This is a genomic window from Mycobacterium talmoniae, from assembly GCF_001854525.1.
Lineage (GTDB): Bacteria > Actinomycetota > Actinomycetes > Mycobacteriales > Mycobacteriaceae > Mycobacterium > Mycobacterium talmoniae.
This window is the reverse complement of record NZ_MLQM01000170.1, coordinates 1-11,635: the sequence shown is the minus strand read 5'-3', so window position 1 is coordinate 11,635 and position 11,635 is coordinate 1. Positions and strand designations below refer to the sequence as shown.

At 68.5% G+C, this 11,635-nt stretch carries 13 protein-coding genes and 4 tRNA genes; 11 read left to right on the top strand and 6 right to left on the bottom strand.

Annotated features, from left to right (window positions below):
- Window positions 1–289 precede the first annotated feature (289 nt).
- A complete protein-coding gene (locus BKN37_RS22280; RefSeq protein WP_071029124.1) occupies window positions 290–1,057 on the bottom strand; it encodes a helix-turn-helix domain-containing protein in 768 nt (255 codons plus the stop codon).
- Window positions 1,058–1,200: 143 nt separating this feature from the next.
- Between BKN37_RS22280 and BKN37_RS22275 the strand changes: the two genes are divergently transcribed.
- The 4 genes from BKN37_RS22275 to BKN37_RS22260 all read left to right on the top strand — a co-directional run bounded on the left by BKN37_RS22275 (window position 1,201) and on the right by BKN37_RS22260 (window position 4,766).
- Window positions 1,201–1,617 carry a WhiB family transcriptional regulator gene (locus BKN37_RS22275; protein WP_071029121.1) on the top strand — a complete coding sequence of 139 codons (417 nt, stop codon included), beginning with the start codon at window positions 1,201–1,203 and terminating at the stop codon, window positions 1,615–1,617.
- Window positions 1,618–1,756: 139 nt separating this feature from the next.
- Window positions 1,757–2,710, top strand: coding sequence for an alpha/beta fold hydrolase (locus tag BKN37_RS22270; protein WP_071029120.1), 954 nt, complete (start codon window positions 1,757–1,759; stop codon window positions 2,708–2,710).
- Window positions 2,711–2,944: 234 nt separating this feature from the next.
- Window positions 2,945–3,973 (top strand): type IV toxin-antitoxin system AbiEi family antitoxin, encoded by a 1,029-nt coding sequence (locus tag BKN37_RS22265; RefSeq protein ID WP_071029119.1) that lies wholly within the window; start codon window positions 2,945–2,947, stop codon window positions 3,971–3,973.
- Window positions 3,951–4,766: a hypothetical protein gene (locus tag BKN37_RS22260; RefSeq protein WP_071029118.1), complete on the top strand. Its 816-nt coding sequence runs from the start codon at window positions 3,951–3,953 to the stop codon at window positions 4,764–4,766. Before BKN37_RS22265 ends, BKN37_RS22260 begins: the two co-directional genes overlap by 23 nt.
- A 271-nt stretch (window positions 4,767–5,037) precedes the next feature.
- Here the strand turns inward: BKN37_RS22260 and BKN37_RS22255 are convergent.
- The 3 genes from BKN37_RS22255 to BKN37_RS22245 all read right to left on the bottom strand — a co-directional run bounded on the left by BKN37_RS22255 (window position 5,038) and on the right by BKN37_RS22245 (window position 5,323).
- Window positions 5,038–5,111: transfer RNA gene (locus tag BKN37_RS22255), tRNA-Phe, on the bottom strand.
- A gap of 29 nt (window positions 5,112–5,140) precedes the next feature.
- Window positions 5,141–5,214 (bottom strand) — tRNA-Asp (locus tag BKN37_RS22250).
- Window positions 5,215–5,250: 36 nt separating this feature from the next.
- A tRNA-Glu gene (locus tag BKN37_RS22245) sits at window positions 5,251–5,323 on the bottom strand.
- A gap of 133 nt (window positions 5,324–5,456) precedes the next feature.
- Here BKN37_RS22245 and BKN37_RS22240 point away from each other — a divergent pair.
- Window positions 5,457–5,529, top strand: a tRNA-Lys gene (locus tag BKN37_RS22240).
- Between the two features lie 12 nt (window positions 5,530–5,541).
- On the opposite strand, the gene BKN37_RS22235 is transcribed toward BKN37_RS22240, so the two are convergent.
- Window positions 5,542–6,444, bottom strand: a complete 903-nt coding sequence (locus BKN37_RS22235; RefSeq protein WP_423212827.1) for a class I SAM-dependent methyltransferase — start codon at window positions 6,442–6,444, stop codon at window positions 5,542–5,544.
- A 114-nt stretch (window positions 6,445–6,558) separates the two neighbouring features.
- Between BKN37_RS22235 and BKN37_RS22230 the strand changes: the two genes are divergently transcribed.
- Window positions 6,559–6,942, top strand: coding sequence for an ArsR/SmtB family transcription factor (locus tag BKN37_RS22230; protein WP_071029116.1), 384 nt, complete (start codon window positions 6,559–6,561; stop codon window positions 6,940–6,942).
- A 5-nt stretch (window positions 6,943–6,947) separates the two neighbouring features.
- Window positions 6,948–7,154 (top strand): zinc transporter Slc39a7, encoded by a 207-nt coding sequence (locus BKN37_RS22225; protein ID WP_071029123.1) that lies wholly within the window; start codon window positions 6,948–6,950, stop codon window positions 7,152–7,154.
- Between the two features lie 82 nt (window positions 7,155–7,236).
- Here BKN37_RS22225 and BKN37_RS22220 read toward each other — a convergent pair whose 3' ends face one another.
- Window positions 7,237–8,268, bottom strand: a complete 1,032-nt coding sequence (locus tag BKN37_RS22220; RefSeq protein WP_071029115.1) for an oxygenase MpaB family protein — start codon at window positions 8,266–8,268, stop codon at window positions 7,237–7,239.
- Between the two features lie 70 nt (window positions 8,269–8,338).
- Between BKN37_RS22220 and BKN37_RS22215 the strand changes: the two genes are divergently transcribed.
- From BKN37_RS22215 to BKN37_RS28950, 4 genes are all read left to right on the top strand, one after another.
- Window positions 8,339–8,923, top strand: a complete 585-nt coding sequence (locus BKN37_RS22215; protein WP_071029114.1) for a TetR/AcrR family transcriptional regulator — start codon at window positions 8,339–8,341, stop codon at window positions 8,921–8,923.
- Between the two features lie 94 nt (window positions 8,924–9,017).
- Window positions 9,018–10,028: an acyl-ACP desaturase gene (locus BKN37_RS29595; RefSeq protein ID WP_071029113.1), complete on the top strand. Its 1,011-nt coding sequence runs from the start codon at window positions 9,018–9,020 to the stop codon at window positions 10,026–10,028.
- Window positions 10,016–11,179, top strand: coding sequence for a tRNA dihydrouridine synthase DusB (dusB, locus tag BKN37_RS22205; protein ID WP_207547283.1), 1,164 nt, complete (start codon window positions 10,016–10,018; stop codon window positions 11,177–11,179). Before BKN37_RS29595 ends, dusB begins: the two co-directional genes overlap by 13 nt.
- A gap of 252 nt (window positions 11,180–11,431) precedes the next feature.
- Window positions 11,432–11,635, top strand: a 204-nt coding sequence (locus BKN37_RS28950; RefSeq protein WP_131823671.1) for a hypothetical protein, incomplete at its 3' end; no start/stop codon positions are given.

The window sequence follows — 11,635 nt, the reverse complement described above, 5'->3', positions numbered from 1 at the left end:
CCACCCCCGCCCCCACGCCACACAACCCCCCCCCCCCCTCCCACCGCCGCCCCCCCCCCGGCGACCACACCCGTCAGGCGCGGGCGCGCCCTCACGTGGTGCGACGGAGCCGCCCCGCGGCCGGGCGCGCGTGTCCCCCCCCCCCGCTCGCAGCCGACCGGGCCCCCCGCCGGTGTTCAGCTCGGCGGCCCGCGCCAACACGTCGTCGTAGCCGGCGGTGCCCGCCTCCAACGTCACCGGCCGGGGGTTACCCGCAAACAGCTGCTGGGCATGGCTCAGGACCGCCAGCTCACCGCCGGTCACCGGGTTCCCCCGGGGCAGGGTCGGCGTCGGCGAATGCCCGCACCCGGGGCAGGGCGCCGGGTGGAATGACCCCCCGATTGCGGATATCCCACAACTCCTGGGTGCTGACACCGAGCAGTGCCGCGACGACGGTCTCGGGCAGCGGCGACCGGGCGCAGGCCCGATCGAAACGGGCCGCCAAGCTGGTCGGCATCCGTGCCAGCAGCGCGCCGCGGATCCCCTCCAAGGCGTGTAGATGCCCCAGGAGTCGGTCCGCCGAGTCCGCGCCGGCGTTGACCGCCACCCGCCAGGAATTGGCGGCCAGCATCTCCGCTTTCACGCACTGCGCGATCACAGAGAGAATATACGTCTCGTATTCGTCTGCTGTCTGTTCAGGCAGTCGGTCGATCACCGACCGCAACGCCTCGAGCTGGGCCTCGGCGTAGCCTTCGAGCACTTCGGTGTCGCTGTGCCGGTCGACGACCACCGCGCCGACGGACCGGGCCGAGCGCGCCGCGGCCGGCTCGACGGCAACCACCTGGGCGAGTTCCGCGTCGGCGTCCTCGGCCACCAGCAGCCGGGCATAAGTGCCGGGTGGCAGGCCAAGTCCGTTCTCTACCTTCTGAACTGTGCCCTTATGCGGTTTTCGCGCGCCGCGTTCCAGGTAGCTCAAGCCCATGATGCTGATGCCGGTGGCCGCCGCAAGATCCGCTAACGACAGGTCACGCGCTTCGCGCAGCGCCCGCAGTGCGGCCCCCGCCGATTCACGGCTCACCGTCGCGCCCCGGGCATAGCTCGGATAGTACACAGGCCGCCACCCGCATCATCGTTTATATGTTTTTGTCCCGTTTCGCTTGCGTGCAGCGGTAGAGTACGTATACAGTTTCATATACGTTTCTAGGGACGGAGGCGGGACCGATGGCACACCCCTGCGCGACCAATCCCGATCTGTGGTTCGGCTACTCCGACGACGATGACGGCGACGGCGCCGCCAAGGCACGCGCCTACGAACAAGCCGCCACCGAAGCGCGCCTGTTGTGTTTGCGCCGCTGCCCGTTGGCGCAACAACGCCGCTGCGCACACCACGCCCTCGAGCACGGGGAGGAATACGGCGTGTGGGCCGGCGTCAAACTTCCCGGCGGCCAGTACCGCAAGCGGGCGGACCTGGCCCGTGCCCACCAGGCGCTGCGCCGGATCGCCGCGGGCGAGATCACCGCGCGGCAACTGCCCGAGAACGCCGCGCTGCTGGCTCGTCGGGAACATGACCGGATCCCGGTCGCGACCATGGTGTTTCACCTGGCACCGGCTCCGCCGGGTCCGCGTTCGGCCGCGTAAGCGCGGGTGAACTCCCGCCGCGTTGCCGCCGGTGGCGCCGCCAAAATTGGTGACATTTCCCTAACCGTAGCGCCGCTATGGTTAACGGAACGCCGGTCGGGCGGGACCCGCAGGGGCCTCTTCGCGAAGGGAGTCGGGGATGACGGTCATCGAGGTTGTCCGCCCATCGCGCCGGCCCGCGCCGGCGTCCCGTCGGCGCGTTCGGGACCGGGTCGTCGTCACCAGCGACGGGGTGCGGCTGTCGGCCCGCCAGTACGGACCGGACACCGCTCCGCACACCGTGGTCTTGCTGCACGGCTTGTGCTTGGACCAGGATTCCTGGGCCCTGCAGGTGGCCGAGTTGACCGGGCGCTGTGGCGCGACTGTCCGGATCATCACCTACGACCACCGCGGCCACGGCAACTCCGCCGGCGCGCCGATGCACACCTACCGCATCGAGCGGCTCGCCGAGGACCTCGCCGACGTGCTGGCAGCCCTGCGGGTGACGGGTCGCGTCACGCTGGCGGGGCACTCGATGGGCGGCATGGCGGCACTGGCCTATCTCGGGCGACCCGCGCACCGCCGGCCCGTCGACCCGGAGCACCTCGTCCTGGTGGGCACCGCGGCCGGCAAAGTGACCGAGCGCGGCATCGGACGGCTGCTGGCGACCCGCGCCATCGACGTGGCCTACGGGCTGGTCCAGCATGGCCCCCGGGCGGCCACCGACGCGGCCGTTCGCGCTGTGGTGCAACCGCTCTGCGGGGCGCTGACCCGCTACGGCGGCTACGGCGCCGCCGCCCGCGATGCGCTGGTCGCGGTGTCGGCCGGCAGCATCAACGCCACCCCGCTGCCGACCAAGGTGGGGTTCCTACGCGGGCTCAAAGACCACGATCAGTACCGGGTGCTGGGCACCATCACCGCCCAAACGACCGTCATCAGCGGCGGCGCCGACAAGCTCATTCCGCCCGCGCACGCCCACGAGTTGGTCGCCGCCATTCCGGGCGCGCGGCATCTGCACCACCCCCGTGCCGGGCACATGCTGCTGCACGAGGTCCCGGGCGTGGTGAGCGAGGCCCTCGGCGGCGATATCGCTGCGTTGGTGACGGCGAGCTAGGTCCGGGGCCCCTGCGAGCGGCGGTGTGGCGACTCCGGTCGGGCGCGTCGACAGAGTCGAGCACATGCCGCCGATGACGGTGCTGCCAGACCAGATAGCCGATTCCGTGCGTGAGGCGTGGGGTATCGACACCGGGCCGGTGTCGCGGCTGTCGGGCGGGCAAGAGGTGGATACGCGGTGCGTTCATTTAATCATAATGTTCAGTAAGACTGAACGCGGAGCTACACTGAACGCATGGACCGAATCGGTGCTGAGCTAGCCGAGGCCATCGAGCGTCACCTCGCCGAATACGGCGTGCGGGTGCTCGGTGGCCTATCGGCATTGAATTCCACGTTTCCCGAACAGCTGGACCTCGAGATTGACGGCCAACCCGTCACGACCACCGCCCTGTACCTTCCTCACCTGTCGGCAACGGCAGCACTGCAGGCCTGGGCTATGACTGACACCGACTCACCGCTGCTCGTGGTGGGCCCGCGGCTACATCCATCGAGTGCGGAAACACTGCGGGCCCGCGGACTCTGGTACATCGACGGCGCTGGCAATGCTTATTTGCGCCACCAGGGTGGGCTGCTCATCGATGTGCGCGGCCGGCGGCCAGCCGTATCGGTGCAACACGACACCCTCAACGAGGGGTTACACGGAGATGGACCGCGTAATCCCTTCACACCCAAACGCGCGCAGGTGGTCTGCGTCCTGTTGGCGGCACCCGAACTCGTCGAGGCTCCGCTGCGTGACATCGCCCAGTCCGCCGGCGTATCGGTCGGCATGGCCAAGGAGACAATGGATACGTTGCGCATTACCGGCTTCCTGGAACACCTCGGCTCTCGGCGCCGGCTGGTGCGCGCCGGCGAGCTGCTGGACCTGTGGGCGGCCGCCTATCCGGGGGGCCTGGGCCGGGCCAACAGAATCTTCGTCGCCAGCGGTGACATCCATGCCTGGTCGGCGCCCGAAGGCCTGCAGGTGGCTGTCAGCGGAGAGCAGGCCGTGCCCGGTGACATCCGCAATCCAGAATCCCTGGTGCTCTATGTCCACACCGCGGACAACGGGCTACCCACCGACCTGCTTATTCACAACCGCTGGCACCGCGATCCCCACGGCAGCATCGTGATCCGGAACCTGTTCTGGCGCCACCTACCCGACCAGCAATCCGGGTTGGCTCCCGCCGCCCTGATTTATGCCGATCTCCTTGCCTCGCGCGAGCCGCGCCAGCTCGAAGTCGGCCACCATATGAGAAGGCAGGATGACCGACTCGCCCGACTATGACCCGGCTCTGCTGGCGTGGGTGACACCGGTCGTCGCGGCACTTTCGGCCGTCGTGCCGGCTGAACAGCTGATGCTCGTCGGCGCATTGTGCCGCGATCTATTGCACTGGCGCTATTGCCGCGGCGTGCCGCCGCGGGCCACCAATGACACCGATATAGCAGTGGCCCTGAATAATTGGGACCACTTCGAGGCAATTCGCGCCAGCTTCCCCTCCGTGGGCAGCACCGGGCACCGATTCCTGATCGCCGACCGCGCCGTAGACGTCATCCCGTTCGGCGAGGTGGAATCGCCCACAGGAACCACCCGCCATCCCCCCGGCAACGACCTCATGAATGTCCATGGATTCACCGACGCCTACCTGCGCGCCGACGTTCTCCCCCTCCCCGGCGGCTTGACGGTCCGCATCCCCCAGGCGCCGAACTATGCGGTCCTCAAACTCCACGCATGGCTCGATCGGTCCGCGAACCACGATTACAAAGACGGCCCGGATCTGGCCTTGGCGGTGCACTGGTACGCGGGCGACATCGACAGGCTTTATGCCGAACCACACCAGTGGGCCCTGCGTCTCCACGACTTCGACCTACGCAACGCCGGCGCCGCACTGCTCGGCCACGACATGCGCACCAGCCTCGGCTCGCCGGAAGCCGCCGTGCTGACAACACGCGTCACCGAGGCCGATCGCGACCTGTTGGCCGAGCACTTCGGAGCCGGCCAACCGGGCTGGCCAGCCACCGCAACAGCGCGGCGTCCGCTGGTCGATGCGCTACTGGGCCAGCTCACGCTGGACTTGTAGACGTCGCCTTCGGCAACCCGTATCACCCGGACACGCTCTACAAGAGTATTGGTCGCGCACTCCGAAGGCAGCAGGTCTGCCACACGTCCGGCTGGGACACGCCGATGCCAGCTTCACGCTTCGCACCTACGCCCACTCCTCCCTGCGATGCTGGCGGAGGCGGCGGTGACGCTCGGCGCCTTGTGACATCTCGTGACACATCGAGTGACAAGAAGCCCGATAACCCTACGGGCAATAACTCGAAAGCCCTATTGGAACAGGGTCTCCCCGGTGGCCAGGGCCGGGATCGAACCGGCGACCTTCCGCTTTTCAGGCGGACGCTCGTACCGACTGAGCTACCTGGCCGGAAGGCACCGTGTGCCTCGCCGTATCTGCGACCCTGACGGGACTCGAACCCGCGACCTCCGCCGTGACAGGGCGGCGCGCTAACCAACTGCGCCACAGGGCCTTGCTGTACTGCTTGCTCCGCGTTGCCGCGTCGCCGTACCCCCTACGGGATTCGAACCCGCGCTACCGCCTTGAAAGGGCGGCGTCCTAGGCCGCTAGACGAAGGGGGCCAGAACCGAATCTCTCCGGGGTACTCGCAACGCGATCACGTTGGGAGCCACGCTAGCTTAGGTTACCGCGTGCCCAATCCTCAAATGCGCCCCCGGTTCGGCAGCCGATGTCACCCAGTATTCTGTGCTTCACGCCCCTATAGCTCAGTTGGTAGAGCTACGGACTTTTAATCCGCAGGTCCTAGGTTCGAGTCCTAGTGGGGGCACACAGTCCCGGGTCAGCCGGCCCGCACCGCGTTGAGGTAGGTCACGTCGGCGAACGCGGCCGCCAGATCATCGTCGGGATAGACGAAGCCGTTCTCGGCGTGCAGCTGCGCGACGCTCCGGCTGCCGACATCCCAGCCGGCCCTGGTCAGGTAGTCGATGATGTGGCTGCGGTCGCCGTGGTAGACGAGGTCGTTGAAGTCGACTTCGAAGCCGATCTCGGCCATCTTGTCGTGATGGGCCCGCCACCGCGGGTCGGCGAAGATGCCGGTGTCGGGCACGAACTCCGAGGCCAGCCGGCTGCCGGCGGCGCTGAGCGCGCTGATGCGGTCGAACAACGCGTCCTGGGCGTCGGCCGGCAGGTAGACCACCAATCCCTCGGCGCTCCACGCGGCGGGCGCCTGAGGGTCGAATCCGGCCTGCCGCAGCGCGGCCGGCCAATCGTCGCGCAGGTCCACGGCGACGGTGCGCCGCTCGGCGGTGGGCTCGGCGCCCAACTCCCGCAGCGTGGTGGTCTTGAACTCGATGACCTCGGGCATGTCGACCTCGTAGACCACGGTGCCCGCCGGCCACGGCAGCCGATACGCCCGGGCGTCCAGGCCGGCCGCCAAGATCACCGCCTGCCGGATGCCGCCGCGGGTGGCGTCTAGGAAGTACTGGTCGTAGAACCGGGTCCGGACCGCCATCCCCCGCGCCATCCGGTCCGGGTCGAATTCGGAGTTGTCCTCGACCGGGATCTGCCCGTCGACCAGCCGGGTGTAGATATCCAGGCCCACCGCACGCACCAGCGGCGCGGCGAACGGATCATCGATCAACGGCTCCGGTCCGCTGGCCGCCAGCGCCCGTTGGGCGGCCACCATCGTCGCGGTGGCGCCCACGCTCGTCGCCAAATCCCAGCTATCGCTCTCGGTACGCATCACGGGCTCCTATCTCGGCACTTGTCGACAATATAGATCAGCTAAGAGTTGGCCCCGTCGATCGGGGACGCCCGACACCATTGACACCGCCGCCCTATCCACTACTATTTGCGTATGCATGCAGGTACATCAGAAGACGACCGGTTGCCCGGTGATCAGGTCGCCCTGGTGGTTGAGGTGTTCCGGATGCTGGCCGACGCCACCCGGGTGCAGGTGCTGTGGGCGCTGACCGATCGCGAACTGTCGGTTAACGAGCTCGCCGAGCACGTCGGCAAACCGGCGCCGTCGGTCTCCCAGCACCTGGCCAAGCTGCGGATGGCGCGCCTGGTGCGCACCCGCCGCGAGGGCACCACGATCTTCTACAGCCTGGAGAACGAGCACGTGCGCCAACTGGTCACCGACGCCGTCTTCAACGCCGAGCATGCCGGCCCGGGGGTACCGCGGCATCACCGTGCCGAGGCCGGGCTGCAGATGGTGAGCGAACAACAAAGGAGATGAGAACCATGTCGCACCACGACCACAGCCACGACGCGCCGCACGCGCATGAACACCAGCACGGCGACGTGACCCACACGCACGTCCACACCAGCCACGACCATGAGCACGTCGAGCACGAGCACGTGCACACCCACGACGACGGGACGCAGCACTCCCACCGGCATGTGCACCAGGTCGGCCTGGAGGAGGCACACGCCCACGCCCACGCGTGAAGCTCGCCGAATGTGGGGTTAGGACACGCAATCCGGCCCCGGGGCGTGCCTCAACCCCACACTCGGCGGATCAGGCTAGCCCTCACACCTGGGGGCAGTAGTGCATGGGGTTGTCCCGCTCGTCCAGCGGCGGCAGGTTGCGCGCCGGGGTGTGCACCAGCGGGGTGTCGGCGGGGATGCGGCCGGTGGCGCGATCCCATCCGGCGCGGGCCCGCGGATGCTTGCGATACCGCCACGGCACCACGGTGAAGACCAGCCGGACCAGGTCGCCGAACCGGCGATGCAGCCATTCGTCGCGGCGTGACCAGCGATACCCCAACAGATCCCGCACCGGCTGGTCGTAGAGCCCCACGGTGAACCACACGAAGAACGGCGCCACCAGCTTGCGCTGCGCGGCCCACAGCCAGTCCGGCATCCATTGCGCGAACGGCGGTTTCGGCAAGGTGGACAGATCCAACACGTCCCGGGTGGCCTTGTTGTCCTCCAGCACCTCCCGGCACATGTGGTCCCAGTAGACCTGGAAGTCCTCCCAGCTCTTGGGCACCGGGCGCATGCTCATGCCGTACATCGCATACCAGGTGATGTGTTCGTCGAACAGCTGACGCTTCTGCGCCTCGGTGATCCCACCGCAGAACCGCTCGGCCACGATCAGCGTGCCGACGAAAAACGTTGCGTGCGCCCAGTAGAAGACGTCGGGGTTCAGCGCGTGGTAGCGACGGCCCTGGGCGTCGACGCCCTTGATGTCGATGTGGTAGTCGCGCACCTCGGCGCCGGTGGTCGGGGCGCGATCGCCGTCGAAGACCACGCCGCCGATCGGGTACAGCGACCGCATCAGCCGCGGCCAGCGCTCCCGGAAGAACGTCGAATGCTCCTCGACCGCCGCCCCCAGCTGCGGGTGCATGTTCTGCATCGATCCCGCCCACGGGCCCTGCAGCATGCCGCGCCAGTCCCCGAAGTACTGCCAGGTCAGCGAATCGGGGCCGAGCGGGGTCGGCGGCGCGTCGTAGCCGAGCGGCGATACCGGGCAGCCCGCCGCGGCCGTCGCGGCACCCGGGCGGTCGGCGACGGCGTCGCGGCTGGTCACCGGGCACGCCTCAGACGTATCTTGAGTCACTGGTGAGGTTTCCTGTCAGTCTCAGATAACTTTGACTACATGCGTTGTCATCACGAAGCCTAGGAGGGATGTGCCGTCCGGTCAACGACGGGGCCGCTGGGCCGGTGTCCCGCTGGAGGATCGTCAGGCCCTACGTCGTGACGAATTGATCGACGCCGGCGTGCGGCTGCTCGGCGACGAGCACGGACCGGCCCTGACCGTGCGGGCGGTCTGCCGCCAGGCCGGGCTCACCGAGCGCTACTTCTACGAAAGCTTCACCGACCGCGACGAGTTCGTCCGCGCCGTCTACGACGACGTCTGCGCCCGCGCGATGGCCACGCTGCTGTCGGCGAGCACGCCGCGCGACGCCGTCGAACAATTCGTGGCGCTGATGGTCGACGACCCGGTGCGCGGCCGGGTGCTGCTGCTGGCGCCGGAGGTGGAGCCGGTGCTGACCCGCTCCGGCGCCGAATGGATGCCGAACTTCATCGAGCTGCTGCAGCGCAAGCTGACCCGCATCGGGGACCCAGTGCTGCAAGCCATGGTCGCCACCAGCTTGATCGGCGGGCTGACCGCGCTGTTCACCGCCTATCTCAACGGGCGGCTAGCGGCCACCCGCGCGCAGTTCATCGACTACTGCGTCGACATGCTGTTGAGCCGCGTCACAACTTACTAACGGGCCGCGCCAGCGGCGGGCGATAAACTTGATGCTACTGACGTACACAGATATATTGCGTGCAACCGACGGATACAGATAACTGGGAGGGGCCATGTCGGAGAAACTGTCCGACCTGCAGCTGCTGCACGAGCTTGAACCGGTCGTCGAGAAGGGCCTGAACCGCCATTTCTCCGTCTGCAAGGACTGGAACCCGCACGACTACATCCCGTGGTCGGACGGTAAGAACTACTACGCGCTGGGCGGGCAGGACTGGGATCCCGAACAGTCCAAGCTGTCCGAGGTCGCCCAGATCGCGATGCTGCAGAACCTGCTGACCGAGGACAACCTGCCGTCGTATCACCGCGAGATCGCGATGAACTTCCACATGGACGGGCCGTGGGGCACCTGGGTCAACCGCTGGACCGCCGAGGAGAACCGGCACGGCATCGCGCTGCGCGACTACCTGGTCGTCACCCGCGCCATCGACCCGGTGGAGTTGGAGACGCTGCGGTTGGAAACGGTCAACCGCGGCTTCAGCCCGGGCCAGAACCACCAGGTCAAGGACGAGCTGTTCGCCGAAAGCCTGTTTGACTCGGTGATCTACGTGACCTTCCAGGAGTTGGCCACCCGGATCTCGCACCGCAACACCGGCAAGGCCTGCGACGAGACCGTCGCCGACAAGCTGCTGGCCCGGGTCTCCGCGGACGAGAACCTGCACATGATCTTCTACCGCGACATCAGCGAAGCCGGGTTTGAGATCGCGCCCAACCAGGCGATGAACTCGCTGCACCGGGTGCTGCGCAACTTCCAGATGCCCGGTTTCGTGGTGCCCGAGTTCCGGCGCAAGGCGGTGACCATCGCCGTCGGCGGCGTCTACGACCCCCGCATCCACCTCGACGACGTGGTGATGCCGGTGCTGAAGAAGTGGCGCATCTTCGACCGCGACGACTTCACCGGCGAGGCCGCCCGGCAGCGCGACGACCTGGCCCTGCTGGTGGAGGAACTCGAGGAGGCCTGCGACAAGTTCGCGGTGTCCAAGCAGCGCTACCTGCAGCGCGAGGCCCGCAAGGCCGAGAAGCTGGCCGCCCGCAACAAGAAGGTGCTGGCGTCATCGGCGTCCTGATTGACCGCCAGCCAGCGTTACGGATCGGCCCCATCCCGCTCGCCAGCCCGGTCGTGCTGGCCCCGATGGCGGGGGTGACCAACGTCGCATTCCGCACGCTGTGCCGCGAGCTGGAACAGGCCCGGGCCGGGACGGTCAGCGGGCTGTACGTCTGCGAGATGGTCACCGCCCGCGCGCTGGTGGAGCGGCATCCGGTCACACTTCATATGACGACGTTCGCGCCCGAGGAGTCGCCGCGCTCGCTGCAGCTGTACACCGTGGACCCGGACACCACCTACGCCGCCGCGAAGATGATCGCCGACGAGGACCTGGCCGACCACATCGACATGAACTTCGGCTGCCCGGTGCCCAAGGTGACCCGGCGCGGCGGCGGGGCGGCGCTGCCCTACAAGCGGCGGCTGTTCGGCCAGATCGTGGCGGCCGCGGTGCGCGCCACCGAGGGCACCGGCATCCCGGTGACGGTCAAGTTCCGGGTCGGCATCGACGACGCCCACCACACCCACCTCGACGCCGGTCGCATCGCCGAAGCCGAGGGCGCCGCGGCGGTGGCCCTGCACGCCCGCACCGCCGCGCAACGCTACTCCGGCACCGCGGACTGGGAGCAGATCGCCGCGCTGAAAGCCCAGGTCACGACCATCCCGGTACTCGGCAACGGCGACATCTTCGACGCCAGCGACGCGCTGACCATGATGGCGGTCACCGGCTGCGACGGGGTGGTCATCGGCCGCGGCTGCCTGGGCCGGCCCTGGCTGTTCGCCGAGCTGTCGGCCGCGTTCGCCGGCGCCGCACCCCCCACGCCGCCCACCCTCGGCGAGGTCGCCGACATCATCCGCCGGCACGGCGCGCTGCTGGCCGCGCATTTCGGCGAGGACAAGGGCATGCGGGACATCCGCAAACACATCGCCTGGTACCTGCACGGTTTCCCGGCCGGCCCCGAGCTGCGGCGCGCGCTGGCGCTGGTCAAAACGCTCGACGAGCTCGACGCCCTGCTGCACCAACTCGACCCGGACGTGCCGTTCCCGCCGGCGGCGACCGGGCCGCGCGGCCGGCAGGGCTCCCCCGCCGCGGTGACCCTGCCCGAGGGCTGGCTGACCGACCCGGATGACTGCACGGTGCCCACCGGCGCCGACGTTATGCACTCTGGTGGCTGAACCGAGACAATCTCGGCATCGCGCTGACGGGGGTCGGTTCAGTACGATAGGGAACTTGTTGCATCGGACGGCCGCGGTCCCGCTGTCGGCGCCGCGCGACGAGGATGCACGACCCGCAACACGACATCTGTGAATACGAGTACAGCGCGACCCCACGGGTAGCGCCAGAAAAGCAGTGCCAGCACCGTTAGCACTGCGGTGACGCACGGGCACCGGCACGTCGGGCACCTTGATTTCGGAGGCCGCGAGGACATGAGTGACGGCGATAACGCCACTCCTGGCCGTCCGCGCGCCGGCGACGCCGACGGTGACCACGACCGGCATACCGGAATGCTGTCCGCGTCGCCAGGCGCCGCGCCGTGGGAACGCTGGCAGACCCCCTCCCGCTACACCGGCACCGCCGGGGCCCGCCCGGGGGGGCGGGCCCGGCCGCTTGGGGTGTTGGGGCCGGGGCGG

Bases quoted from the DNA above. Each gene is read 5' to 3' on its own strand.
- BKN37_RS22275 (WP_071029121.1), top strand. From the start codon at position 1,201: ATGGCACACCCCTGCGCGACCAATCCCGATCTGTGGTTCGGCTACTCC.
- BKN37_RS22270 (WP_071029120.1), top strand. From the start codon at position 1,757: ATGACGGTCATCGAGGTTGTCCGCCCATCGCGCCGGCCCGCGCCGGCG.
- BKN37_RS22265 (WP_071029119.1), top strand. From the start codon at position 2,945: ATGGACCGAATCGGTGCTGAGCTAGCCGAGGCCATCGAGCGTCACCTC.
- BKN37_RS22260 (WP_071029118.1), top strand. From the start codon at position 3,951: ATGACCGACTCGCCCGACTATGACCCGGCTCTGCTGGCGTGGGTGACA.
- BKN37_RS22235 (WP_423212827.1), bottom strand. From the start codon at position 6,444: ATGCGTACCGAGAGCGATAGCTGGGATTTGGCGACGAGCGTGGGCGCC.
- BKN37_RS22230 (WP_071029116.1), top strand. From the start codon at position 6,559: ATGCATGCAGGTACATCAGAAGACGACCGGTTGCCCGGTGATCAGGTC.
- BKN37_RS22225 (WP_071029123.1), top strand. From the start codon at position 6,948: ATGTCGCACCACGACCACAGCCACGACGCGCCGCACGCGCATGAACAC.
- BKN37_RS29595 (WP_071029113.1), top strand. From the start codon at position 9,018: ATGTCGGAGAAACTGTCCGACCTGCAGCTGCTGCACGAGCTTGAACCG.